Source organism: Brevibacillus borstelensis (assembly GCF_037834415.1).
Taxonomy (GTDB): Bacteria; Bacillota; Bacilli; order Brevibacillales; family Brevibacillaceae; genus Brevibacillus; species Brevibacillus borstelensis_A.
In genome coordinates this window covers 88,174-112,959 of record NZ_JAUMSJ010000013.1, presented here as the reverse complement: position 1 = coordinate 112,959, position 24,786 = coordinate 88,174, and the positions used below count along the sequence as shown (strand labels likewise).

Genomic DNA, 24,786 nt, shown 5'->3' with positions numbered 1-24,786 from the left:
TTTTGCATTGCTGTATCTGGGGATCGTTGCTCGATGCCGCTTTTTTGGTTTGCTGTCTTACACATCTATAACCCGTTGCAATCCCTTTCTCTTCGTCTTTCGCGTTGTAAAAATGAGGTGAATAAACCAAAGCATTCTTCCACTGAAACTGTTTTTCTACTCCCGGAGATAAGCCCACTATAGCAACTATTTCCTTGCTTTCATTTTTATAGACGAGAGTTTTATAGTTTGTATGGAAAAGCTGATGCTCTGCCCCGGAACTACCTGGTAAGGTGGGGACAAGATTCGAAATAATCCATATGAATAAGAGATAGTTTCAATTATGCAAGTTCCCAATAGATTCCAAATACAGTTCTTCTCGATTGATCATTTATTCTGCTCACTGTAATAACGATAGACATTTTCCGTATACTTGGTGATAGCTTTATCATAGTCCGGATATGGATATCCGAGAGTTTCCGCTACAGCCTTCGAGTATGTTCTGAATAACTCGTAACAGATAAATAAAGACTTCCACATATGAGGGTAACCATTCTCGGAATAAGTGGAAAGTAAAGCTTCCCAACTATCCGCCGGAAGGTAGCGCTCGATAAATTTGTAATTCTTCCCCACGCTAAAGGAATAACCGTGTTTGGCACCGATTTGCCAAGACATCATTCGTAACAAATTAGGCCGAACAATTTCATTCAAATGATCAGCTGCAAAAAGGATCTCTTTTCTTGCCAACCCTTTCACTACATAAGTGGATGTCATCCAAAATTCGTTGCAACAGTCGTCGAATTCTTTTGCGGTAGGTTTTTTAATCCAATATTGACGGTCGTTTGCGATCACTTCATTTTTTATCATACCGTCCTTATCGAGCAAGACCTTCACCAAGCCGTCGCTGCTTGCAAAATAATCGTCTACTTCGCTTATCGGAATAAGGGTAAGGTCTACCTTATTGCCGTCTTCGAAAAGAATCATGTACGAAAACCAATTGCCTAATTCGGATGGAAACAGCTCCATATCTTCAGGTTTTTGCATCATAACCCGGTTTCCGAACACCGTTAGCCATTGATCGTTTTCTTTAAAAGAATCCATATCTGTCACAAAATAAGCAATATCAAAATCTTGAAACGCATCGCCGGGAATATTGGGGTTCGTACGGGACCCTTCCAATGTAACCAATCGAACTCTGCTATCATTCGCTGCAAAACCAACAAGCATCTCCATCATTTCTTGTTCATTTCTCACGATCTAGTCCTCCGCTTCCGTTAAATGGGATGAGGCGTAAACTTTATTCAGATAAGCGATTGCAAGGCGTTACAATAAGATCCAAGTCACTGTATTCATCCATTGCTTCCGTTATCATGGAACCGCCCCCAAGGAGCCCAATCACGCGATGGTCCTGGATAAATTTCACTTTAACGTTCTCGATAAACTGTTCATATTGGGGAAGCATGATTCAAGACACTCCTACCAGCATTAGAAATTGGGCATCATTTTAGAGTATCACTTTGGTAAATTTTTATCAAACAATCATAAATATCCAGCTTGTAATCCTTTACGCAGCGATAAAAAGTCGGCTTCTTCATTCCGGATTTGTTTTCCTTCGGCTGCGTGTCGCGTCTTCCGGAAAAAAACGATCCGACAAACAAGGTGATCAAAGCAGCAAAGCAGGAGTTCTACAAACAGTGTCTCACACACGTGAACACGACTGCCCATCGCACTTAAAAAGACCAGACTTGAGCAGTCTGTTCTGGACTATATTTATTTGGATGCTTTCGTCTGATTCAGTTGCTCGGCCAACAACAGAGCGTATGTGTTTGTAACATTTTTTGCTGAGCTTAAAAGAATCCTTAAGCGCCCGAATCCCTCCGGGCGCTTTTCTTTGTCTCAATGGAAGAACCAGGATTATTTGGTTGCCTTTCCGCATAAGGACTTACTAAGGGGGGACAGGTGAAAACAGATGAGCAAATGAGGAAAACAAGGGGGAAACAAAATGCCTGAAGTGCTGTTCAAGGTGGATTTGACCAAACCGATGGAAGAGCAGGATTTACCCGGTCACAACCGCTGGCATCCCGATATTCCCGCCGTGGCTGCGGTCAACCCGGGGGCAGTGTTTCGCATCGAATGCAAGGACTGGACCGATGGACAAATCAAAAACAACGACGATCCGAGCGACATCCGCGAGGTCAACCTAAAGCGCGTCCACGTGCTTAGCGGACCGATTTGGGTAAACGGGGCGGAGCCGGGCGATCTGCTCGTCGTCGACATACTCGATATAGGGGCGCTCCAAGGGGCGGAATGGGGCTTTGCCGGCATTTTCGCCCGGGAAAACGGCGGCGGATTCCTCACAGAGCATTATCCCGAAGCAGCCAAGTCGATTTGGGATTTTCACGGGATCTACACCACCTCCCGCCACATTCCCGGGGTCAAATTCGCCGGCATGACCCACCCCGGACTGATCGGCGTCGCTCCTTCCCACGAGCTGCTCGCGAAGTGGAACAAGCGCGAAAGAGAGCTGGTCGCAACAGACCCGCATCGCGTACCGGAGCTGGCTACTCTTCCCGATCCGGCGAGCACTGTGCTCGGTTCGCTCACCGGTGCCGAGTATGAGCGCATCGCTGCCGAGGGCGCCCGCACCGTGCCTCCGCGGGAAAATGGCGGAAACTGCGATATCAAAAACCTTTCCCGAGGCTCCCGCATCTACTTCCCCGTCTTTGTCAAAGGAGCGAAGCTGTCGATGGGGGACATTCACTTTTCCCAGGGCGACGGAGAAATCTCTTTCTGCGGCGGCATCGAAATGGCGGGCTTCATCGATCTGCACGTGGATATCATCAAGGGCGGCATGGCCAAATACGGCATCGTCAACAATCCGGTATTCAAGCCCGGTCCGGTCGAGCCTCGCTATTCCGAATTTCTCGTGTTTGAAGGCATTTCCGTCGATGAATTCAGCGGCAAACAGCACTATCTTGACGCTCATCTCGCCTACCGGCGCGCCTGCCTGAACGCCATCGAGTACCTGAAAACGCTCGGGTACACGGGCGAGCAGGCCTACATGCTGCTTTCGACTGCCCCTGTGGAAGGGCGGATCAGCGGCATTGTCGACATTCCGAACGCATGCTGTACGCTCGCCATACCGACGGCGATCTTTGATCGGGATATCACGCCGAAGTAACCGGCCTTCATTTTTCTTTATAGGAGAGGATCAGCTATGCCAACCTACTCGTTTTTATGCGAAACCTGCGGCGTTTTCGATCTGTACCGCAGTATGGCGCAAGCCGGCGACCCCGGCCATTGCCCGGAATGCCAAAAGATCGCCGTCCGGCTCTATTCACCCGCCGGGTTGATTACGTCGTCAAAAGCGCTGCGAACCCGAATCGAGCAGAGTGCGGTGCCAAAAGTGGTCAAAAAGGAGGCTCCCGGCTGTTCCGGGGAAGGCCATAGACATGGCAGCAGCCACAGGCACGGGCATACTTGCCACTCGCATGGACACAGCCATGCAGGCCATGCTTCTCGACTCGGCCCACCAGCTCATCGTTCACATGCACCCAGCCGCCCGTGGCAGGTCGGGCATTAATCCGTTTGGGAAACTCTATCGCCGCAGGATATATATAAGCCCAGAACCGTTATGGTGCTGGGCTGTTTTCGCTTTCGTTTGAATTTTGCGAGGGGGAAGCTCTCGTCGGCCACTCGTCAAACGAGTATGAGATCGGCCTTGTGACCATTCCTTTCGTCATCGAAGAGCAAAATCCGAAAATCATCTTTGCACAGGTATTCGAAAGCTTTGCTGCACGCTTTACGTACAAAAAAGCGGCTGCATATGTTCATCACCGATTGCTTGGAGACTCCCGACGCTCAAGTATACTCACAGCGCTACGTTGCAGCCAAAGCCGAACGCCGCTAACCGGGCCATGCTTGTACATCGGTATTGTCACCCTCGTTTTTTACATGCCTGCTCTAGCCGGGATGGTTTTACCCCGGCTGGCCGCCAATCAGACGATGCATTTTCCGATCATAGAGAAACCGACTTTTTCCTGTTTCCCGCTCTATTGGGCTCGGTTGCCTTTGACACATTGCGGGGAGTAAGCGAATTCAGCTGTGCTGACGATCCTCCGCTCTGTCCTTTATGCCGGGAAAGAGCAATGATTGCCTTTCCGAACGAAGATCAAACCGCCTGTCGTTTTTTCTGAATTCGCTCATACACATGCATTCGTTGCATCTATTTTATAGGCTTTCGTTTTATCCTGTTTTGATACTGGACAATATACTTGTCCAGCTGCTGGCTTAATTCCACGACTTCGCCGTTAGAAAAGCCTTTTTCTTGTACAAGCTTTACTAATTGTCCTCGCAAGCTTTCTATCATTTTCAACAAGTCCGACTCGTTATGCGGACTTTTTTCCTGATCCTCTACCAACCGAATTACACACCTGCCTTTAGGAGCAAGCGATCTCCCTTGTAGAGACATTCCTGTTACCGGGCACATGAGGGCAACGTCCCATTCCAGACATTCTACCTTCTTCACAGCTATCGAATATCACACCTTCCTTATTATGTAAGACGAGGACATTTATAACTATACAAGATTCTCCAAGAAATGGGGGATTGAGAAAATAAGGAAATATAAAAAGGGGCTGTCCAGACAGTCGGTTTTGACTAACCTCCTGGAGACCCCTTTTTTTCAAAAATATACTACGCAAACAATCCTCCCCCTAGAGGTTAAAGAAGAAAATATTGTTTCCAAGAGACAATTTGCTCCCACATTCAAGCCGTATAATAACCGTCAGGTTCATTGGAATACGATTTTTGAAGAAATGAGGCAAGGGCAAAAGCAGCCCTTGAATGTGAAGACAAAGCAGCTATCTATGCCCGACGTAAAGTCGAGATCGGAATTGTGGCACTGGCACATAACATGTTGAAAGTGGCAGGCATCAGCCTAGCCACTTTTCTTGAACCAACAGGAAAAAAAGGAAGCAAAGGAAAAACGATGCGGTTTTCCCTAGCTTCTTTACTTTCTCGCTTGTCGTAGCAGTTAATGTTTCATTGCTTGCAATTCCGATGCACAGGCCAAAAACAATGCTGTACAACGTTTAAATGCTTCTTGACTCTTCAATCTATCGGCTAAATCCAAGCAGCGCAAAATTTCGTCAAGTGCGTTGGTAATGCGCCCCTTCTTTAGCTCGTATATGACTTTATTATACCTAAAATTGTAATATCTCACCATATTAACCTGATCGTTATAGTCATAAAAATGCTCTATTTCTGTAGAGTACTTTTCTAAGATTTGTTCGATGTCAATGTCATATTTACTGGCTGCTTCCATGATCGTTAAAAGTCCAGCTCGTAATTCTTCCGGATGCTTTTCTAAAAAGTCCAAATAGTCAGCTAAAATATACGTTTGTCCCATCAGCAAGTCATATGTATACAAATTAGCCTTTGCCCAAATCTTAAACCTCTCAACCTCTCTTCGCCCAACATCATCCAAAAGTTCAAACCATCCAAGATCAGCATAGCCTTGGACATACTTTTTCGCTTCTGCGTATAGCCCTTGCATTTGTAACGCGACGCCTTTTACAAGAAACCCTTGTCCATAGTACACAACCAAATGACGTTCCGTTTTTAACGGCTCACAAGGCTTTCCGCTTTTCCGTTTACGTAGTTCATCCTGATACACCCTCATGGCAAGTGATCTTAATTCATCAGCGTACTTCTCCACTTCCTTCCACTTTTGCAACATAAAACACACTTTCTTTAAATGAAAAAGCCCGTCCAGTTGGTAACTTTCTGGCAGTCGATTTCGATAAGGTTCAAACCGAATAAGCGCCTTCCAGTTTTCTTCGGCATCTGTGCCTTGTAATGCTCGAAACAACCGGTACTGACTGATTGCAAAACGGTCTGTATGGCTGTCCTTCTCATTTTCAATCACAAGTTTATAAAAAGGCACAGACTCTTTGTACTTCCCGTTTTCAAATAGCTGCTCTGCTACTGAAAAAAGGATACCCACGTTTTTTCGATCATCCAGTAATTTAGAAACTGTCAGTTGAATACAGTCATGCAGGCCAATTTCCGCGCACCGGATCAGATAAGGGATCACTCGCGGGCGAGATACCCTTTCTCTTGCGAAACACTCCTCTGTGTACAATTCATAGAGCCACCCGGGAGGTTTGCCAAAAACTTTTGTCAAAGCATCCAGCTGTCCGATTGTCATCGGGCGGTTGCCACGTAAAATATCACTGAGATGTCCGTGATTGATACCGGATAATTCACTGAGCTTGCTCAATGTATAGCCGTTTTGCTTCTGATGCCTTTCTATCTCTGACCGCAACGACCGCTGCACCGTCACTTGCAGCCCCATAGAAAAACACTCCCCCCTGTTTCCAAGTGGTAACAATTCCGTCCGGTACATTCACTACGATGAAGAATCTTCGTTTTATTGTTTTTACTCCAGTTTACCATATGATCCATATAAAGGTAAATCAGTTGAAATATTTATTTCGTCAGATTTTTGGTAGCAAACTCCTGTTTCTTCTTGGACGAAGTGAAAACTAGAATTACGACAAGACTCAACAAATTCGCAAAACCCCCCCCTTAACAAAAGAAAGCGATCCTCCTGGTTTTTTTGCAAGAGAACCGCTCCCTGTTTATAAGCAAGCCCACGGCTCACTGATTCCGTTCGTAATTCAAACGAAGGCCCTTCAGCTCAAGTCGCCATCCACGATGTCGATGCACTCCACTTCGTCTGCAATCAAAGGAGCTAAGTCCCCAGTCGCTACCACAGTCGGCTGTAAGCCGTACTCGGTTTTGATCCGGCGGACGATACCCTCCACCTGACCGACAAAGCCGTAGTAGATTCCCGCCTGCATCGCGGTAATCGTATTGCGTCCCACCACGGACGGGGAGTGAGCCAATTCGGCTGTGTGCTGACGTCCTCTGCTCTCTTCTTTATGCCGAGAAAGAGCAATGGTTGCCTTTCGGAAAATTAAACCGCTTGTAGTTTTTCTAAAATCGGCTCATACACATGCATTCGTTTTCATCTATTTTATAGGCTTCCGTTTCATCCTGTTTTGATACTGGACAATATACTTGTCCAGCTGCTGGCTCAATTCCACGACTTCACCGTTAGAAAAGCCTTTTTCTTGTACAAGCTTCACTAATTGTCCTCGCAAGCTTTCGATTATTTTCACTAAGTCCGACTCGTCATGCCGACTTTGTTCCTGCCCCTCTATCAGCCGGATTACACGCCTGCCTCTAGGAGCATGCGATCCCCCTTTTGAAGTCTTTCCTGTTACCGGGCACACGGGGCCAACTTTCCATTCCAGACATTCTACCTTTTTCACGGTTATAGAATATCACACCCTCCTTATTATGTAAGACAAGGACATTTATAACTATACAAGATTCTCCAAGAAATGAGGGATTGGGTAAATAAGGAAATATAAAGGACCAGTAGCATTTTAAGGTACTGGCCCATTGTCATCCCTCTACACCGCGTTGGTAGGCAGAAACAATCTTCCTATTTTTTGTTGAATCAGGTTTAGAATATCCAATTCCAGCGGGCGATTCATTTCCTTTAACAAAGACAGGCAACATAAAGCTTCCTCGATTCCTTGCTCCATTCTATTCTTGCGAAACTCATACAGCATTTTGTGATATCTGAATTGAAAATGGCGATCTTGACTAACAGCATCTCTTCCATTGCGAAAACTGGCAATTTCACCGGAGAATGTATCCAAAATGTGGTCAACGCAGAAGTGATGTGAATTGGATGCTTCCAAAATGGCAATCAATCCAGGTAGTATTTCGTTCGGATGATTCGCCAGATAAGTTACATATTCATCCAAAATATCTGTATTGCCCATCAATATCTCAAGCGTGTACAAGTTAGCTTTTGCCCATGTTTCAAATTTTTCTACTTCTTCCCTCCCAACGTCATCAAGCAATTCAAACCAGCGTAAATTTTCGTAGCCTTTCACAAACTTTTTCGCCTGCTCATATGACTTTTGCATTTCCAAAGCGACACTTTTCAATAAGAATCCTTGCCCGTAGTATACAACCAAGCTTCGCTCTGTTTTGAACGGTCCCGTGGGATTCTTGCTCTCGCGCTTGCGAATCTCATCCTGATAAACAGCCATTGCCAGTTCTCTCAATTCATCAGCATACTTCTCCACCTCTTTCCATCTATGCAAAGTAAATGATAAGTTAGCCAATTGCAACAGCCCGTCCAGTTGAAAATTTTCCGGCAAACGCTTCCGATAAGGCTCAAACCGAATGACCGCCTTCCAGTTCTCTTCGGCATCTGTCCCTTGCGATGCCCGGAACAACCGGTACTGACTGATCAAAAAGCGGTCGGAATGACTGTCCTTCTCATTTTCTATGACGAACTCATAGAAGGGAACGGACTCTTTCCGTTTCCCGTTCTCAAACAGCTGCTCTGCCACGGAAAAAAGGATGCTGACATTTTTGGGGTCTTCCAGCAGTTTGGATACGACCTGCTGGATACAGTCGTGCAGGCCAATTTCCGCACACCGGATCAGGTAAGGGATCACTCGCGGCCGGGATACCCTCTCTTTTGCGAAACACTCCTCCGTTTACAAATCATAGAGCCACCCGGGAGGTTTGCCAAAAACTTTCGTCAAAGCATCCAGCTGTCCGACCGTCATCGGCCGATTGCCGCGTAGAATATCGCTGAGATGTCCGTGATTGATGCCGGACAATTCGCTGAGCTTACTCAATGTATAGCCGTTTTGTTTCCGATGCCTTTCTATTTCTGACCGCAGCGACCGCTGCACTGTCACTTGCAGCCCCATATAGAAAAACACTCCCCCCTGTTCCAAAGTGGTAACGATTCTGTCCGGTACATTCGCATAGATAAGAATTTTGCTTTATCGCTTTAGTTTACCACCCCACCCATATATAGGTAAATCTGTGGAAGTGTTTCTTCCGACAGATTTTTGGCAGCAAACTCTCGCAGGCAAAGAAGGGAGGCGGTCGCTTTTTCTCCAAACCGAGTGAAAGCAAGAACAGCGGCAGGACACGGCGAAATCCTACAGCTCCATAACAAAAGAGAGCAGTTCTCCCGCGAATTTATCTGCAAGAGAACTGCTCCTCTTCTCCTCTTTATGAACAAGCTCACAGCTCACTGATTCCGTTCGTAAATCAAACGAAGGCCCTTTAGCGTCAAGTCGCCATCGACCACGTCAATGCACTCCGCTTCGTTTGCAATCAAAGGAGCCAAGCCCCCGGTCGCTACCACAGTCGGCTGCGTGCCGTACTCGGCCTTGATCCGGCGGACGATGCCCTCCACTTGGCCGACAAAGCCATAATAGATGCCCGCCTGCATCGCGGAAATCGTATTGCGTCCTACCACGGACGAGGGCCTCGCGATCTCGATGCGCGGCAGCTTGGCGGCGCGGCTGACCAGCGCCTCCGTGGAAATGCCGATGCCTGGCGCGATCGCACCGCCCCAGTACTGCCCGCGCTTGTCTACATAGCAAAAGGTGGTCGCGGTGCCAAAGTCGACGACGATCAGCGGGGTTCCGTACTCGTGGATCGCGGCCACCGCATTGACGATGCGGTCCGTGCCGACCTCGCGCGGGTACTCGTATTTGATGTTGAGGCCGGTCTTGATCCCGGGCCCGACCAGCAAGGGCTTATGGCGCAAGTACTTTTCGCACATCCGCTCCATCATCACGTTGATCGGCGGCACGACTGAGGAAATGATGACGCCATCCACGCTGCCGAGTGTCAGGCCGACACTGTCAAACAGGCTGCGGACGAGCATGCCGTATTCGTCTTCCGTTTTGTTGCGGTCCGTAGCCACGCGCCAATGGTGACGCAGCGCCTCTCCCTCGTATAGTCCCATCACGATGTTGGAATTTCCGATGTCCATCACCAGTAGCATAAGGCTTCTCCTACCGTTTCCGGGTGTTTAAATCGAGACTGATGTCCAGCGCCTTTACGGAATGGGTCAACGCGCCGACCGAGATGACGTCCACCCCTGTTTGGGCAATGCCCCCGATCGTCTCCAGCGTGACGCCGCCGGAGGCTTCTACGACAGCGCGGCCGCCGATCATGGCGACGGCTTCGCGCATCCTATCGTTTGGCATGTTGTCCAGCATGATGATGTCGGCTCCGGCATCCAGCGCCTCCTGCACCTGCTCCAGCGACTCCGCCTCCACCTCGATTTTCATCGTATGCGGGATGGCGGCACGGGCCGCCGCGACTGCCTGCGCAATCCCGCCCGCTCCCTTGATGTGGTTATCCTTGATCATCACAGCGTCATAGAGCGCATAACGGTGGTTGTGTCCGCCGCCGATGCGGACCGCGTATTTTTCCAGCATTCTCAGGCCCGGTGTGGTTTTTCGCGTATCCACCACCCGCGCCTTCGTTCCCGCGACCGCGTCGGCATACTGCCGGGTCCGCGTCGCGATGCCGGACATGCGCTGGAGCAGATTGAGCGCCAGGCGCTCGCCGCTCAGGATCGAGCGAACCGAACCGCTGACCTCTGCGACCTGCTCGCCTACTTCGACACGTGCGCCTTCTTGGACACGGCTTGTAAAGGACAAGGCCGGGTCTACGGTCGCAAACACGAGCTCCGCCACGGACAATCCGGCAATGATCCCTGCTTCCTTGGCGTACAGGATGCCCGTGCCTGCCTCCGTTTCGGGGATCGTGCTCATCGTCGTCACGTCGCCGAAGCCGATGTCTTCATGCAGCCACTCTTCTATTTTGCGTTGCAATTCCCGCTTATTCCACATCGTACTGGTCACTCTCCTCACGTACGCCCTCATCCATCGACTGGATGATGTGCTTGCGCCAAATCAAATCGTCCTTGTTCGGGAAATCGTTGCGGTAGTGCCCGCCCCTGCTTTCCTCCCGCCGCAATGCCGCGCGCGTCGTCAGCACGGCCGTGCCCAGTAGGTTGAGAAATTCGAATGCCTCGATTTCCCGGTGCTCGCAGGCGTAAAAACGCTGCATGTGCTCCAGTTCTTCCAGCGCTTTTTGCAGTCCCTTTTCCTGCCGCTTCACGCCTACGTGGCGCAGCATCAGCTTTTGCAGCTTGACCCGCTGCTCCCTCGTATTGACGGTGCGATTCGTCCGTCTTTCTCCCTTTGCCTGCAGCGGACGGATTTCCGGGAGCGGCGGAAGCTCGCGAATTCGGTGCACGATCCGGCGGCCAAACACAACCGCTTCCGACAGCGAGTTGCTCGCCAGGCGGTTTGCACCGTGCACACCCGTGCAGGATACCTCTCCGCAGGCAAACAGGCGCTTGGTGGAAGTCTCTCCGTTCAGATCGGTCTGGACCCCGCCCATGATATAGTGGCAGGCAGGCGCGACCGGAATCCAGTCCGTCACCATGTCCAGCCCGTATTTGAGGCAGAATTGGTAAATGGTCGGGAAGCGATGCTTGATCAGCTCCTCCGACTCATGCGTGATATCCAGATAGACATAGGGCGAATGCGTGCGCTCCATCTCGGAAACGATCGCGCGGGCCACGATGTCGCGCGGCGCCAGTTCCTTTTGCGGATGGTACTTTTCCATGAAGCGCTCCCCGCTCGTATTGCGGAGAATCGCCCCTTCCCCGCGAACGGCCTCCGAGATGAGAAAGCGCGGCGCGCCCGGATAATACAGTGCTGTCGGGTGAAACTGGATAAACTCCACATCCTTGATCCGGGCTCCGGCCCGGTACGCGATCGCGATCCCGTCCGCCGTCGCGATTTCCGGATTGGTCGTGTAGCGATAGAGCTGACCCGCTCCCCCGGTCGCGAGCACGGTGGCTTTTGCCTCCAGAAAAAAGCGTTCGCCGTCCGGCCTCATGGCGAGCACGCCGACGCATTCGCCATCCTGCGTGACGACGTCAATCGCAAAGTGGTCTTCGAGTACGGTGATGTTGGACTTCTCCCGAACGCGCTCGGACAGGGCGCGGACGATTTCCGCTCCCGTGGCGTCGCCGTGGGCATGCAAAATGCGGCGCTTGCTGTGCGCCCCTTCTTTGGTCAGCTCGTACCGCCCCTCGGCGTCCTTGTCAAACTCTGTGCCGTAGGCGATCAGTTCTTTTAACCGTTCCGGCCCTTCGTGGACGAGGACTTCCACCGCTTCGTAGGAGCACAGGCCCGCACCCGCGATCAAGGTGTCCTGGCGGTGCAGCGCGGGCGAGTCGGATTTGGCCGTGACTGCGGCAATGCCGCCTTGCGCCCAGCGGGTATTGCTGTCGTCGAGTTTCTTTTTGCTGATCAATACCACTTCATTTTGTTCACTGGCTTGCAGGGCTGTGTACAGCCCGGCGATGCCGGCGCCGATGACCGCGACTTCCGTTTTCATCCGAGGCAATGTTTGCAAATCAAAGTCAGCTATATAGCGGGGGATCATTTCCTGTGTCCCTTCTCTCATCCTTGATCAAATCGATGTTTCACCCATTATAGCAAATAGGTCTTGCTAGCAAAATGAGTGGGCGAAGCTCTTTCGCAAGCTGGAAAGCTTTGCGAGGCTTTCGGGTATCGGCGGGCGTTGTTCGGGCTGCGGTGGAGGAGATGAAACAGGAGAAAAAGGCTCCAGGTTCGGTGGGACACTTGCTTGGATGCCTGAACTGTCCGGCTCCATTCCAAAAGGGGAACCGCGTCCAAAAGCAGCCTGCCCAAGGAGGCTTCTCAGAGGTTGGACGCTAAAAGCGTGTTCCCCTTTTTCCATTCCTCCTGGGCGGGTGTCCCAAAGACCTTCGCCTTTTTCTCCTGTTTCATCTCTACGGCGATTGGTTTTTGCCCGGTCTTCCTAAAAGCAAAAATAAAAAAGCCTTTGCTTCGATGAACTTGTCATCGCAGCAAAGGCTGAAAGGAAATCTGTGGAATCTTATGAATGAGACGGCGCTGACGCACAGTCGGAGCAAGTGCCGTATACTTCGAATTTGTGGCCGGTGACCTGGAAGTCATCAGGGATTGCCGACATGATGTTCATCGGGCAGCCGGGGAGCGAGGAGGTCTTGCCGCATTCGGTGCAGATGACGTGGTGGTGATGGTGGCCGTCGGCGGAACAGGCCAGCCGGTATTTTCCCTCTCCATCCAGCTCCGTCTCCTCCAGAATGCCCAGATCGACGAACGTCGAGATGTTGCGATAAACGGTGTCAAAGCTGAGATTGGGGTAGTCGTCCTTGATCCGTTCCATGATATCCTTGGCTGACAGGTACCGTCTCTCCGCCGCGCAGATGCGGATCAGCTTTTCCCGTTTACCCGTGTATTTATATCCTTTTTCCTTCAATATCTGCAGCGCTTCTTCTACCTTCATCGTCCTTGCTCCTTCCCGCATTTGTCAGATGCTATCGCAGAGCCGCTTTGATTTTCTTCACACCGAGCACGATCAACAGGATGCTAACGGCTACCAATACAATTGTACCACCAGATGCCCAATCTAGCAGATAGGCAAAATAGAGACCGGCCAGCACCGATGTTTCCGCAAAGACAATCGCGTACAAAATCGTCTGGCGAAAGCTTCCAGCGATCTGCAGACTGGCCGCTACCGGAAGCGTAATCAGGGCGGAGATCAACAGTACGCCTACGATCCGCATCGAGGCCGCGATCGTCAGGGCCACCAGGACCATAAACCAGAGGTTGATCGAACGGCGGGCCACCCCGGAGACGCGGGCGAATTCCTCGTCAAAGGATACGGCAAACAGCTCCTTGTAAATGAGGAAAACGGTGCCGAGCACGACCGCCGCCACGCCGACCAGCGCGTACAAATCTTCCTTGGTGACCGTCACGATCTTGCCGAACAGGTACGAGTACAGGTCGGTGTTAAAGCCTTTGGCGATGCTGATCAGGACGGTGAACAGCCCCAGCCCGGTCGAGAGGATGATCGGAATCGCCAGGTCCTGATACGATTTGTACACCTTGCGCAGCCGCTCGATGAACAGGGAGCCGACCACCGAGAACAGCATGCCGAAAAACAAGGGATTGACGGCTTGAAACAGCGCCACCTTTTTCGAGATCAGCATGCCGGCAGCCACGCCCGAAAGCGTAACGTGCGAAAGGCCGTCCGCCATCATCGACAGGCGGCGCACAATCAAAAAGGTTCCGAGAATGGGACAAATCAATCCAATCAGTACCCCTGAAAACAAGGTATACCGCAAAAAGTCATACTGCCACCAGTCAGCCAGCATGGTTCTACTCCTTCTTTCATCCTAAGTCTATCAATGATGGTGAGCCAGCATTTTGATCGAATCACCGTACATTTGCTGCAAAATCTGTTCGTGATTGTGGGCAAAGTCGTGTGCGGAGCCGTGGAAGTGAAGCTTCCGCTGCAGGCAGGCTACCTTGTTGACCCACTGTGTCATCACGCCCACATCGTGGCTGACGATCATCATCGTCATGCCGTTTTCTTCTTTCAGCGAACGAAGCAGCTCGTAAAACTGCTCGATCGACTCCTGATCCACGCCGACGGTAGGCTCGTCGAGAATCAAAAGCTCCGGCTCCGCCACCAACGCCCGGGCGATAAACACACGCTGCAGCTGCCCGCCGGACAGGCTGCCGATCCGCTGGTCCAGCTTTTCCGTCAAGCCGACGCGTGCGACGACTTCCTCGACTTTTTGATGGTGCTTGCCTTGGAGTCGGCGGAACAAACCGACCTTTCCCACCAGCCCGGAAGCGACTACCTCCCGCACTGTAGCCGGAAAGCCGCCCGCCCCGTGAGCGACCTGCTGGGCCACGTAACCGATCTTGCTCCAATCCCGGAACTTGGACAACGGCTGTCCAAACAGCTCAACTGTCCCCTTCGTGGCCGGAAGCAGTCCGAGCAGCAGCTTCATCAGCGTCGATTTGCCTGAGCCGTTCGGTCCGACAATGCCGACGAAGTCTCCGCGTTCCAGAGAGAAGTTTATGTTTTCCAGCACGACTTTCTCTTCATATTGAAAGAATACCGACGTCAGCTTGACTACGGCATCCTCATGTTTCGCTTCCATGACGCCATCCTTCTTCCTTTAAATCGGATTTATTCTGATTTACTACGTTACATCGTACTACGATTCGGCAAAAATCTCAAGAAGCCAAATGCGGCATTCTGATTTTCCGCCATCAACGTCCAGAATATCCTCTCCGCTCTTAAAAATCCGCATGTTCTGACCGCGGTTCCCAGGGCGAACGCCAAACACATTACAGCAAACCAGGCGTTAGATGCCACCAGAAACAGTGGTGAACCCATTTGTGTTGACATATCGGGAATTGTCGATATAATGATGATTATGGATCCAATCGAAGTATTTAAAGCATTGTCTAACGAGTCGAGGTTGCAAATTTTGCAATGGTTAAAGGAGCCGGAAAAACATTTTGTGCCCCACGAAGGGATTGATATGAGAAAAATCGGGGTTTGCGTGAGTCAGGTCACAGAAAAGCTGAAGATGACTCAATCAACGGTTTCCCAGTATTTGTCCATACTGCAACGAGCCGGTCTGATAAAAACAGAGCGGATCGGCAAATTTACGTACTATAAAAGGAATGAAGAGAAAATACGTGAATTCGCTGCTTTTTTCAATAGTGAGCTCTAATTTGAACTGAATACCGAAAATGTATTCGGTTTTTGTTTTGTTTATTGAATCGACATATCGCGATATGTATCACCATATAGTTTTGTCTCTCATATCTACATTTTCCGATTTATCGATCTAAAATCAACAAAGGAGTTGTGATCTCATTGTCCAGTACGTGGAAGGTATACTTTTTGGCATTAGTCAGTTTTTTAGTCGGCACATCCGAGTATGTGATTTCGGGCATCTTGGATAAGATCTCGGAGACCTTGGGTATCTCCGTCACTTTGGCTGGGCAGCTTGTTACGATATTTTCATTCGTTTATGCCATCTGCACTCCGGTACTCATGGCTTTGACGGCAAAATGGGAAAGACAAAAGCTGCTGGTTTCTGCAATGGGCATCTTCGTGTTAGGGAATGTTTTGTCTTTTGTCCTATCTGGATTTGAGCTTTTTGTTGCAGCACGTGTCATCATGGCTCTAGGTGCGGGAATGGTGGTTGTCACCGCCTTGGATATTGCCGCCAAAATTGCCGCCCCGGGCAAACAAGCAAGTGCCCTTGCCACAGTGGTTATGGGATTTACTGCTTCTTTAATTATCGGCGTTCCTCTTGGACGAATTGCAGCAGCCGAGTTCGGATGGAGATCTGTGTTTGGCTTCCTGGCACTGGCAGGCTTGCTGGCGATGTTTGTTCTTTACACAGTATTACCTCGAGTCAAAGGGGACGAACCCGTTCCGCTGTCCAAGCAGCTTGCCTTTTTGAAAAACGGAAAAGTGGCGCTAGGGCTTGCCATTACCTTCTTCTGGCTGGGCGGCTACTCCATAGCCTACACCTATATATCGCCTTATCTTCTCGATGCCGCCGGCTTGAAGGAGGAAGTGCTGAGCGCAGCTTTATTGGCGTTCGGAATCGCCAGCTTAGTCGGATCCAAATTTGGCGGGTTCAGTACGGATAGATGGGGAGTGTTCCCGACATTGATCGGGGGAATGTTTCTGCACGCAGCAGCTCTCATCTTGCTATCCGTTTCCGTTTCCTTACCCCATTCGTGGCCCCTTGTGGTAGGCTTGTTGGTTTTGTGGTCGTTTGCGGCCTGGTCTACCGGTCCTACGCAGCAATTTAATCTGGTTCGGATTGAACCAAATTATTCGGGAATCATGCTTGGCCTTAACCAATCCATGATGCAATTGTCCATGGCGGCCGGTGCAGGAATTGGAGGCATCGTCATCGACCAAGTGTCGTTGTCGTCGGTTACATGGTTCGGCATGATCGGAGTGGTCCTGGCGATCCTTGCAGCGTTTCTGTTACGGCTGCGGATGAGTGAAGGAAAGCAGAGGGCTCAAGCAAACGAATAAACGAATACAACCGGAATCAGGAGGGCCGAACCGATTCCGGTTTTTTTGTGCATGGCAGCTGTTATAGGCCTACTGTTATTCATGAAAAACAATCTCTTTATTTTCGCCTGAATTCGTAACCAATATTGGACCCTTTCTTCATTGTTTGTCAATTTTCAGATCAACCAGTTTTGCAGATTTGATATTAAAGAATGTTTATCAACCAATCCGGAGAACCGGCTTTCGAGAACCCGTTTCCGAATGTACAAGAACTGGGGGATTACTCCGAAGGCTTGGCTTTTATAAAAATTCGCAACAGTGAAGCTTGACGGCAAATGGGATATATTCGATCACAGCGGTGAAGTTGTCTGGCCCCCGCAACAGTAAAATCGGATATAAAAACGGAAGCTGCCCCTTTGGCTCTATGGACCGCCAAGGACAGCTTCCGCTCTTGCTCGCTATTTCAATGCCGTACGCAGCATCTCCAGGTTGTCTTTCATAATGCAAAGGTAGTCTTTTCCCGCTTTCGCCTCTTCCTCCGTCAACCCTTCCAAAGGATTGAGCGTTCCCGTCTGGACACCCGCTTCTTTCGTGATGACCTTCGCTACCTTCGGGGAGGCCAGCGTCTCAAACAAGACGTACGAAATGTTGTGTTCCTTCACATGCACGACCAGTTCCTTCATCTCTGACGGAGACGGCTCGTCGGCAGGATCGATCCCCGAGATCGCCACCTGCTCCAGTCCGTAACGCTTGGCCAGATAAGCAAAGGCGCTGTGGGAAACCATAAACTCTTTTTTGGAGGATTTGCTGACCATATCCGCAAAGTCTTTGTCCAGCTGATCCAGATCGGTGGCCAGCTGCTGGTAGTTCTTTTCGTAGGCGTTTCGGCATGAGTTTTGTCTTTTTCAACAAGAGCCGACTTGATTTTTTCCGCCTGTGCTTTCAGCATGGTCGGATCGAGCCAGACCGTGTGGATCGGTGCCGCCGTGGTCATGCTCCAGAGAGAAATTATGTTTTCCAGCACGGTTTTCTCTTCGTATTGCAAAGAAAGAATAGCGAAGTCAGCTTGACTATGGCATCCTCCCCATGTGTCCCTTCCATGACGCTCCCTTCCATAAATCGAAATTATTCTGATTTATCACTTTCCATCGTACTATGATTTGTTAAAAATCTAAAGGAGTCAATCGTTCTCTTTACTATAATGTAAATTGATCAGTGTAGACATTGAACATTTCGATGCAAGCAAAAAAATTGCCCTGCTCCTTGGATATATTATCAAGTCGTAGGGCAACTCATGAATTATGTTCCTCAAAGTTTTTGAACTCAATTCCGTGTGTTAGCTATGGTCAACGGATATTATCGGGCTGTAAACAATCTTACATTTTCCCCTTCGACATCATTTTTATCGGAACTGTAGTTAGACCCATTCAAGTAATATTGGAGAATTTCCAAATAATCGTAGCCTTCTTTTTTCGCCAAATATTGTGTTCCTTTTTGTCTGACAATACCCCCGGCTTTTCCAGAACTATCATTACTGCCGGCTCGGTGATACACAGGGAAAATTCTTGATGTCTGTGTGGTTTCTAATCCGTATTTTCTAACGGCATATATTGCATCATCTGTCTCGGGAGTTGATGATTCCACATGAAACTCCTGTGAATCTTTAAACTGATCCGATAAATCTGCACCAACGTCAGTGCGTTTGGGATGATATACATACCACCACGCAAACATTTTAACTGACATTGCTCCAGCTTTAAGAGATTCTTCATGCCAACTGGATATCCATTCATTCGGGAGAACATTTTCTAGATAGGTATTTCTGAAACCAATCGCTTTTACACAATTAGATTTGCATTTGTAGTATTCTTTATTCTCCGGATATGTCATATATATCCTGATTATACCTGGTTCGACATGGTCATCAACAGCAAGGAAATCCTTTTTTTGCGACGAATTTTTCATTTTATGATCATACGAATTGATTGTGTTACCTTTTCTATTAAGGAAAATTCCTTTTTGTCTTTCTTTATAGACTTTAGCAAGTGATTTCTCGTCTTTAGTTCCAAAACCGACTCCCCACTCAACAAAATTTTCTACTGGTGCATCAGATACCTCCAATATTCTCCACTCACCTTTTTCCTTTGCCAGTACATACAACTGATAATTTACACCGTTCATATGATATTTATCCTCTTCATGGACAAGCAAATCGGTTGCAACGTAATAAGTTGCTACGGTATCATATTGGCTTCTGTAGTAGTCAATATCAGTACTAGTTGCCGCTATCTCATCAGACAACTCCTTCATATCAACCATTTTTGCGGATTTAACATTAAAGATCCCCAGCTTTTCCTGCTCATTTTCTTCATTTTCATAAAAGTCCTTCATTTCATTTCTTAGTTGTTCCACCCAAAAGTCGGCCAAATCTGACCACCTCTGCTCGTCTATTGCTTTAATTCTTTCACTAATCAATGATTTTGGAGAGTTACCTTTGTGCTCCTTCGCGAAACTAACTGGTATAACTACCGTCATAGTAATTGATAGTACTAAGAAGAATACCAATGATGTAGCACTCCATCGAAAAAAAGAAATACTCACGAACATTAACCTCCTCTTTGTTTACATCAAAAATTGAAAACAATAGTTTTTTGACTGCAATTTCCCCCCTTAAACCTATTGCTCTTTTGTAAATTATTACAAATAATACATATATATGAGATTTTATCACAATGTTGATTTTTGTAAATATATGGAGGTGTTTTATTATGAATATTATTCGTTTGCGTTCTGTTGGAATTCTACTAATGGCTATATTAGTTGGATGCTCATCACAAAATCCGCAGACTCGATTGGCAAATCATGGTGCCAAGGAATCCACTCCTGCCGAACAAATCAACCGGAACAATCAAGCAAGCCTATCCGACGAGCTTTTCCCTGTTAGAATTAAAGATCGGACAGGATATATCGATCAGAATGGACATCAAATCATCCCACCGACATTTTTCCAGGGTTCTGGTTTTTCCGAAGGACTCGCCCTCGCAGAGAATGATGATCGGAAGCTGGGGTACATCGATAAACAAGGAAGAGTTCGAATCGATTTTCAATTTCCCGATGCACAGGATTTTTCGGAAGGGCTGGCTGCGGTACGGGTCCCGAACGGAGAAGGATGGGGTTATATTGATCGGACCGGCAAAGTCGTCATCACACCGCAATTTAAATTCGCCGGAAGCTTTCACGAGGGGCTGGCTGCTGTCCATGATCACGACTCCTTCCGCTTTATCAACGAATCTGGAGAACCGGCTTTCGAGATCCCGTTTCCGAATGTACAAGAACTGGGGGATTACTCCGAAGGCTTGGCTTTTATAAAAACAGGGAATCTATGCGGCTTTTTGGACAAAAGCGGAAAGGCAGTCATCCCGCCCACCTTCCAGAGTGCACATTCTTTTCAAGAGGGATTCGCAGCGGTGAAGCTCGACGGCAAATGGGGATTTATCGATCGACAGGGTACGATGAAAATAGCCCCCGCGTACGAATTGGCCCATGCTTTTTCCGAAGGATTGGCCGAGGTCAAGACAGGGCAAGGGTGGGGATTTGTCGACAAGACGGGAAAGACAGCCATTGCCCCGCAATTTGCGGAGGTGGGTTCCTTTTCCGAGGGGCTTGCCGCAGTAAAGCTTAACGAAAAGTGGGGGTTTATCAACGCACGCGGAGAAATCGTCATTCCGGCTCAATTTGATTTTGCTTACGACTTTCATCATGGCCTGGCTAACGTGCAAACGGGTACAGCATGGGGCTATATCGATCGCAGCGGTGGAGTTGTCTGGCCCCCGCAACAGTAAAATCCGGATATAAAAGATATAAAAAAAGAAGCTGCTCCTTTGGCTCTATGGATCGCCAAGGACAGCTTCCGTTCCTGTTTCCTATTTCAATGCCGCACGCAGCATTTCGAGGTTGTCTTTCATAATAGAGAGATAGTCTTTCCCCGCTTTCGCCTCTTCCTCCGTCAAGCCTTCCAAAGGATTGAGCGTTCCCGTCTGGACACCCGCTTCTTTGGCGATCACCTCGGCTACCTTCGGAGAGGCCAGGGTTTCAAACAGAACGTACGAAATGTTGTGTTCCTTCACATGCTCGACCAGTTCCTTCATCTCTGACGGGGACGGCTCGTCGGCAGGATCGATCCCCGAGATCGCCACCTGTTCCAATCCGTAACGCTTGGCTAGATAGGCAAAGGCGCTGTGGGAAACCATAAACTCTTTTTTGGGGGATTTGTTGACCATATCCGCAAAGTCTTTGTCCAGCTGATCGAGATCGGCGGCCAGCTGCTGGTAATTTTTCCCGTAGGCGTCGGCATGGGCCTTGTCTTTTTCTGCCAGAGCCGACTTGATTTTTTCCGCTTGTGCTTTCAGCATAGTCGGATCGAGCCAGACGTGAGGATCGGTGCCGCCATGGTCATGATGCTCGTGCTCGTGCTCCTTCGTGGAGCCGGAAGCAGCGTCCTTGTGTTCCGCGTGACCCTGGGCTTCTGTGCCGTCCTTGTGTTCTTCATGGTTTTGTGCCCCGGTGCTGTCCTTGTGCTCATCATGACCTGCCGCGGCTGCTTCGCCTTCATGCCCGTGCTCATGGTCGTGGTCATGTCCTCCCGCAGATTCCAGCAAGGAAAGACCTTCCGTAGTGTTGACCACGGTCGTCTTGTTTTTGTCCATGCCTTTTACCGCATTGTCCACCCATGCTTCAAAACCGCTCCCGTTGTAAACGAACAGATCGGCACTGGTGAGGTCGACCATGTCTTTCGCGGTCGGTTCGAAATCGTGGGGCTCCACTCCGGGAGGCACGATATTCGCCACGTCGGCATATTCCCCGGCGATGCGCTTGGCCGCGTATTCCAGCGGGTAAAGCGTCGTGTACACTTTTATTTTTGACGTTCCATCATTTGATTGCGGAGGCGTACTGGCGGTATTTGCTCCTCCGCAGCCAGCCATCGCCAGTGCTGTCATCATCGTCAGCATAGCCAGCATGGTTTTCTTCATTCTTTTCCACTCCTCTTCCAATTCATAATCATTCCGATTTGTAACTCAACCGTTTTTTATTATACGGGCAGCCGCCCATAAAGTAAATAGGATTTATTCCGATTTGCGTCGGTTTCTTCACAATTTCTTCACCGCATTATGCTATGATACCGATAAGGAGGTCTGTCCCGAATGAAACGGAAACATTTCTTTGTGATTGGTCTGTTGGCTGCAGCCCTTGTCTCCGGCTGCGCCTCCCAAGACAAAGCCCAGGGCGATCATGCCGCCCATCAGCAGCACGCCCCGAATGGAGACCTGCAGGAGGTGACTGCTTCGGTGGATCAACTGCCCAGCTTTTTGGACAACCAGGACCCGCAAATCGTCGCTGCCTATAAAGTCGCCGCTGCCAACCGCGAGCTGCTCAAAGTAATCCCTTGTTACTGCGGGTGCGGAGAAAGCGCCGGACACCAGCACAACGGCAACTGCTTTATTAAAGAGGAAAAAGAAGACGGCTCCATCGTTTGGGACGATCACGGCACCCGCTGCGGCGTATGCATGGAAATCGCCGTAGTCTCAGCCAAGATGAAGGTGGATGGAAAGTCCGACAAAGAGATCCGCGCATTCATCGACGATACTTATAAAGAAGGCTACGGCCAGCCGACCCCGACTCCCATGCCGTCGTAATCCATGGTGTGAAAAATCCAATTGCAAAACCCCTTCCGGCAGATGGAAGGGGTTCTTGTTTGTACTTAATCTATTTCGCGCAAGTCCTTGAGGGCGTTTGCCAAAAGCGAGGCGTAGGCTTTGGCTCCTTCGACAGTGAGGTGAACGCCGTCTTTTACAAAATACTCATCCTTGTTGGCGCTGGCCGCATGCCAGTCGATCAGCGCAATTTGCGGAGAGCTGTCGGCTCGCTCTTTCAGCGCTTCGTTGACCGTACTCTCCCACGGTCGCGGGACGCGGGTGTTGATCAAGACGATCTGCCGATTTTTGCCGAGTGTGTGCAGAAGCGAATCCATCTGCTTTTTCGTAAACGCACCGTTGGAGCCCAGCTCCAGGGCCACCGTTTTCCCCAGTTTGCCTTCTGCATGGAGGCGGTTGGCCACTTCCAGCGCCTGCGACATTTGCCGGCCGATTTTTCCGTCGACGACGATTCCCGGCAGCATCTCTTGCAAATAAGGCTCCGCGTCCAGAATCACGGAATCTCCGATCACAGTAATGCCATGTCCATCCGCGAGTACAGCCGCTCCGTCTGTTTTCTCGGTTTTTTCCGTAACTGAACCTTCCGGCGAACCGCTATTCGTGTCGTTGATCGCACCCTTCTCGTCCTGGCCGTCCGTCGAGGGATCCGATCCAGAAGCGTTGTTTCCCGTCGCTGGCGGTGCCTGCTTGTCTTTTGGCTCATTCACGCCGCCAGCAGGAGTGTGTTCGCTGTCTTTGGCACCGTTCTTCCCACCGGCCGGGGACGTGCCTTTGGCGTTGTTCCCGCCGCCGGACTGATTGCTTTCCTTTCCTTTTGCCGCATTGCTCGCGGGAGGCTGTGTTCCTTTTGCGCTGCCGGTCTTGTCTGCCGCCGCGCTCTCCGTACGGCCCTGAGGCTTCGCTCCCTTTTCATCCCCGGATGCTTTTGCTGCCGCAGCACCAGCCACCTGACCGTTGGACACTTCTGCTCCCGTCTTGCCCGAGCCGTTGTCGGTTGAAGACGAGCTTGCGGTAGCGATCGGGAACAGGTGAGTCATCCCCGCATAGGAAAGGCAGACCACGAGCAATGCCGCAACGGAAGTCACCCATGCGACGCGTCGGCTCCTTCCCGACCGTCCTTTGATCCGCCCCCACAACCGTCCCAATCCGCCATGGCGAATCGGTTCCTCGATGAATTTCCACGACAGGGCAGCGAGCAGAACGCTTGCCGCGACCTGGAGAAGCGCCAGCGGGACATTCACGCCCCCTGTGTTTACCGACGGGCTGGTCAGTACGATGACGGGATAATGCCACAGGTAGATGCCGTACGAGCGAACGCCAATCCACCGCAAAGGCTTCAAGCCCATCAGCTTGCCAAGCGTGGAGGCGGGGTGGGCCAGCACCGCTACCACTACAGCCGTCGCCAGGGAAAGCACGACCAATCCGCCTTGATAAAGAAACTGGTCATACTCGTTCATTTTCACCATCATCGAGACAACGGCCAATAGCCCCGCTCCCCCGACCAGATCGAGGGTCCAGCGCACCCCGGCCGAGACGCTGCTCGATAGCTTCCTGCTCGGCCATACCATCGCGAGCGCCGCTCCGATGAGCAGACCGAAGGCTCGGGTGTCGGTCCCGTAATAGACCCGGCTCGGATCCGTCCCCGGTTCAAAGAGCAGGCCCATCGCCAAAGCCGAAGCACCCGCTCCCGCCAGCGTCAGCCCGAGCAGCTTGCCCCGCTGCCGGATGAGGCTAAGCCCAAGTACGAGCAGCAATGGCCAGAGCAGGTAAAACTGCTCCTCCACGGCCAGCGACCAAAAATGGCCCAACGGAGAAGACGGACCGAAGCTCTCAAAGTACGATACTTCATGAAAGATCAGCCACCAGTTGCTGGCATAGAGCAGCGCTGACAAAATCTCTTCTTTCATGGACAAAAGCCGGGAAGGATCGGTATAGGCAAGCCACCCTACAACCCCGGCCATCATGACAAGCATCGCGGGCAGAAGCCGCCTCGCCCGTCTCAGCAAAAAATCGCACAGGTTGAGACGGCCGCTGCGTTTCCACTCGGCGATCAGGATATCCGTGATCAAATATCCGGACAAAACGAAAAATACACCGACCCCCAGCAACCCGCCGGGTGTCCAATCCAACTGAAGGTGGTAGGAAATAACAGCCAACACAGCCAAAGCTCTAAGCCCATCCAAGCCAGCCATGTAGCGGCCGTTTGCCTTGATCGGCTTAGGCATGCCGTCCACCCCCTCTGCGTGTTGCCACT

At 50.2% G+C, this 24,786-nt stretch carries 21 protein-coding genes and 2 pseudogenes; 6 read left to right on the top strand and 17 right to left on the bottom strand.

Annotated elements, in window-relative coordinates:
- Window positions 1–366: 366 nt before the first annotated feature.
- Window positions 367–1,233, bottom strand: a complete 867-nt coding sequence (gene ant(6), locus Q3F21_RS13095) for an aminoglycoside 6-adenylyltransferase (protein ID WP_340253234.1) — start codon at window positions 1,231–1,233, stop codon at window positions 367–369.
- Window positions 1,234–1,981: 748 nt separating this feature from the next.
- Between ant(6) and fmdA the strand changes: the two genes are divergently transcribed.
- Both fmdA and Q3F21_RS27445 read left to right on the top strand, forming a co-directional pair.
- Window positions 1,982–3,160, top strand: coding sequence for a formamidase (gene fmdA, locus Q3F21_RS13090; protein WP_340253231.1), 1,179 nt, complete (start codon window positions 1,982–1,984; stop codon window positions 3,158–3,160).
- A 36-nt stretch (window positions 3,161–3,196) separates the two neighbouring features.
- Window positions 3,197–3,562 (top strand): FmdB family zinc ribbon protein, encoded by a 366-nt coding sequence (locus Q3F21_RS27445; protein ID WP_425341253.1) that lies wholly within the window; start codon window positions 3,197–3,199, stop codon window positions 3,560–3,562.
- A gap of 642 nt (window positions 3,563–4,204) precedes the next feature.
- Here Q3F21_RS27445 and Q3F21_RS13085 read toward each other — a convergent pair.
- The 12 genes and pseudogenes from Q3F21_RS13085 to Q3F21_RS13030 form a co-directional block, all read right to left on the bottom strand.
- Complete coding sequence (locus Q3F21_RS13085) at window positions 4,205–4,399, bottom strand: aspartyl-phosphate phosphatase Spo0E family protein (protein WP_340253228.1); 195 nt, start codon at window positions 4,397–4,399, stop codon at window positions 4,205–4,207.
- Window positions 4,400–5,014: 615 nt separating this feature from the next.
- Window positions 5,015–6,337 carry a helix-turn-helix domain-containing protein gene (locus Q3F21_RS13080; protein ID WP_340253225.1) on the bottom strand — a complete coding sequence of 441 codons (1,323 nt, stop codon included), beginning with the start codon at window positions 6,335–6,337 and terminating at the stop codon, window positions 5,015–5,017.
- A 305-nt stretch (window positions 6,338–6,642) separates the two neighbouring features.
- A pseudogene (locus Q3F21_RS13075) lies at window positions 6,643–6,875 on the bottom strand (type III pantothenate kinase); the annotation flags it as partial.
- Window positions 6,876–7,016: 141 nt separating this feature from the next.
- Complete coding sequence (locus Q3F21_RS13070; RefSeq protein ID WP_340253222.1) at window positions 7,017–7,166, bottom strand: aspartyl-phosphate phosphatase Spo0E family protein; 150 nt, start codon at window positions 7,164–7,166, stop codon at window positions 7,017–7,019.
- A 297-nt stretch (window positions 7,167–7,463) separates the two neighbouring features.
- Window positions 7,464–8,420 carry a hypothetical protein gene (locus tag Q3F21_RS13065; protein WP_340253219.1) on the bottom strand — a complete coding sequence of 319 codons (957 nt, stop codon included), beginning with the start codon at window positions 8,418–8,420 and terminating at the stop codon, window positions 7,464–7,466.
- A 150-nt stretch (window positions 8,421–8,570) separates the two neighbouring features.
- Window positions 8,571–8,789, bottom strand: coding sequence for a helix-turn-helix domain-containing protein (locus Q3F21_RS13060; protein WP_340253216.1), 219 nt, complete (start codon window positions 8,787–8,789; stop codon window positions 8,571–8,573).
- Between the two features lie 329 nt (window positions 8,790–9,118).
- Entirely contained in the window at window positions 9,119–9,883 is a 765-nt protein-coding gene (locus tag Q3F21_RS13055) for a type III pantothenate kinase (protein WP_340253213.1), read from the bottom strand.
- A gap of 10 nt (window positions 9,884–9,893) precedes the next feature.
- Window positions 9,894–10,739: a carboxylating nicotinate-nucleotide diphosphorylase gene (gene nadC, locus Q3F21_RS13050; protein ID WP_340253210.1), complete on the bottom strand. Its 846-nt coding sequence runs from the start codon at window positions 10,737–10,739 to the stop codon at window positions 9,894–9,896.
- Window positions 10,729–12,351: an L-aspartate oxidase gene (gene nadB / locus Q3F21_RS13045; protein WP_340253207.1), complete on the bottom strand. Its 1,623-nt coding sequence runs from the start codon at window positions 12,349–12,351 to the stop codon at window positions 10,729–10,731. The genes nadC and nadB overlap by 11 nt, the downstream gene beginning before the upstream one ends.
- A gap of 477 nt (window positions 12,352–12,828) precedes the next feature.
- Window positions 12,829–13,260, bottom strand: coding sequence for a Fur family transcriptional regulator (locus tag Q3F21_RS13040; RefSeq protein WP_340253204.1), 432 nt, complete (start codon window positions 13,258–13,260; stop codon window positions 12,829–12,831).
- A gap of 31 nt (window positions 13,261–13,291) precedes the next feature.
- Window positions 13,292–14,131: a metal ABC transporter permease gene (locus Q3F21_RS13035; RefSeq protein WP_340253201.1), complete on the bottom strand. Its 840-nt coding sequence runs from the start codon at window positions 14,129–14,131 to the stop codon at window positions 13,292–13,294.
- A 30-nt stretch (window positions 14,132–14,161) separates the two neighbouring features.
- Window positions 14,162–14,929, bottom strand: coding sequence for a metal ABC transporter ATP-binding protein (locus tag Q3F21_RS13030; RefSeq protein ID WP_340253198.1), 768 nt, complete (start codon window positions 14,927–14,929; stop codon window positions 14,162–14,164).
- Window positions 14,930–15,208: 279 nt separating this feature from the next.
- Between Q3F21_RS13030 and Q3F21_RS13025 the strand changes: the two genes are divergently transcribed.
- Both Q3F21_RS13025 and Q3F21_RS13020 read left to right on the top strand, forming a co-directional pair.
- A complete protein-coding gene (locus tag Q3F21_RS13025) occupies window positions 15,209–15,511 on the top strand; it encodes an ArsR family transcriptional regulator (protein WP_039070485.1) in 303 nt (100 codons plus the stop codon).
- A gap of 146 nt (window positions 15,512–15,657) precedes the next feature.
- Window positions 15,658–16,842, top strand: coding sequence for an MFS transporter (locus Q3F21_RS13020; RefSeq protein ID WP_340253195.1), 1,185 nt, complete (start codon window positions 15,658–15,660; stop codon window positions 16,840–16,842).
- A gap of 437 nt (window positions 16,843–17,279) precedes the next feature.
- Here Q3F21_RS13020 and Q3F21_RS13015 read toward each other — a convergent pair.
- Both Q3F21_RS13015 and Q3F21_RS13010 read right to left on the bottom strand, forming a co-directional pair.
- Window positions 17,280–17,816 (bottom strand): annotated as a pseudogene (locus Q3F21_RS13015) (metal ABC transporter solute-binding protein, Zn/Mn family); the annotation flags it as partial.
- 361 nt (window positions 17,817–18,177) lie between these two features.
- The gene (locus tag Q3F21_RS13010) at window positions 18,178–19,422 is read right to left on the bottom strand and encodes a SpoIID/LytB domain-containing protein (RefSeq protein ID WP_340253192.1); all 1,245 of its coding nucleotides are present in this window, start codon (window positions 19,420–19,422) and stop codon (window positions 18,178–18,180) included.
- Between the two features lie 167 nt (window positions 19,423–19,589).
- On the opposite strand from Q3F21_RS13010, the gene Q3F21_RS13005 reads away from it, so the two are divergent.
- On the top strand, window positions 19,590–20,663 hold the full coding sequence (locus tag Q3F21_RS13005) for a WG repeat-containing protein (RefSeq protein WP_340253189.1): 1,074 nt from the start codon (window positions 19,590–19,592) through the stop codon (window positions 20,661–20,663).
- A gap of 81 nt (window positions 20,664–20,744) precedes the next feature.
- Here Q3F21_RS13005 and Q3F21_RS13000 read toward each other — a convergent pair whose 3' ends face one another.
- Window positions 20,745–21,851 carry a metal ABC transporter solute-binding protein, Zn/Mn family gene (locus tag Q3F21_RS13000; RefSeq protein WP_340253186.1) on the bottom strand — a complete coding sequence of 369 codons (1,107 nt, stop codon included), beginning with the start codon at window positions 21,849–21,851 and terminating at the stop codon, window positions 20,745–20,747.
- 171 nt (window positions 21,852–22,022) lie between these two features.
- Between Q3F21_RS13000 and Q3F21_RS12995 the strand changes: the two genes are divergently transcribed.
- Window positions 22,023–22,514: a PCYCGC motif-containing (lipo)protein gene (locus Q3F21_RS12995; protein ID WP_340253183.1), complete on the top strand. Its 492-nt coding sequence runs from the start codon at window positions 22,023–22,025 to the stop codon at window positions 22,512–22,514.
- A gap of 65 nt (window positions 22,515–22,579) precedes the next feature.
- Here Q3F21_RS12995 and Q3F21_RS12990 read toward each other — a convergent pair whose 3' ends face one another.
- A complete protein-coding gene (locus Q3F21_RS12990; protein ID WP_340253180.1) occupies window positions 22,580–24,757 on the bottom strand; it encodes an acyltransferase family protein in 2,178 nt (725 codons plus the stop codon).
- Between the last annotated feature and the right edge of the window lie 29 nt (window positions 24,758–24,786).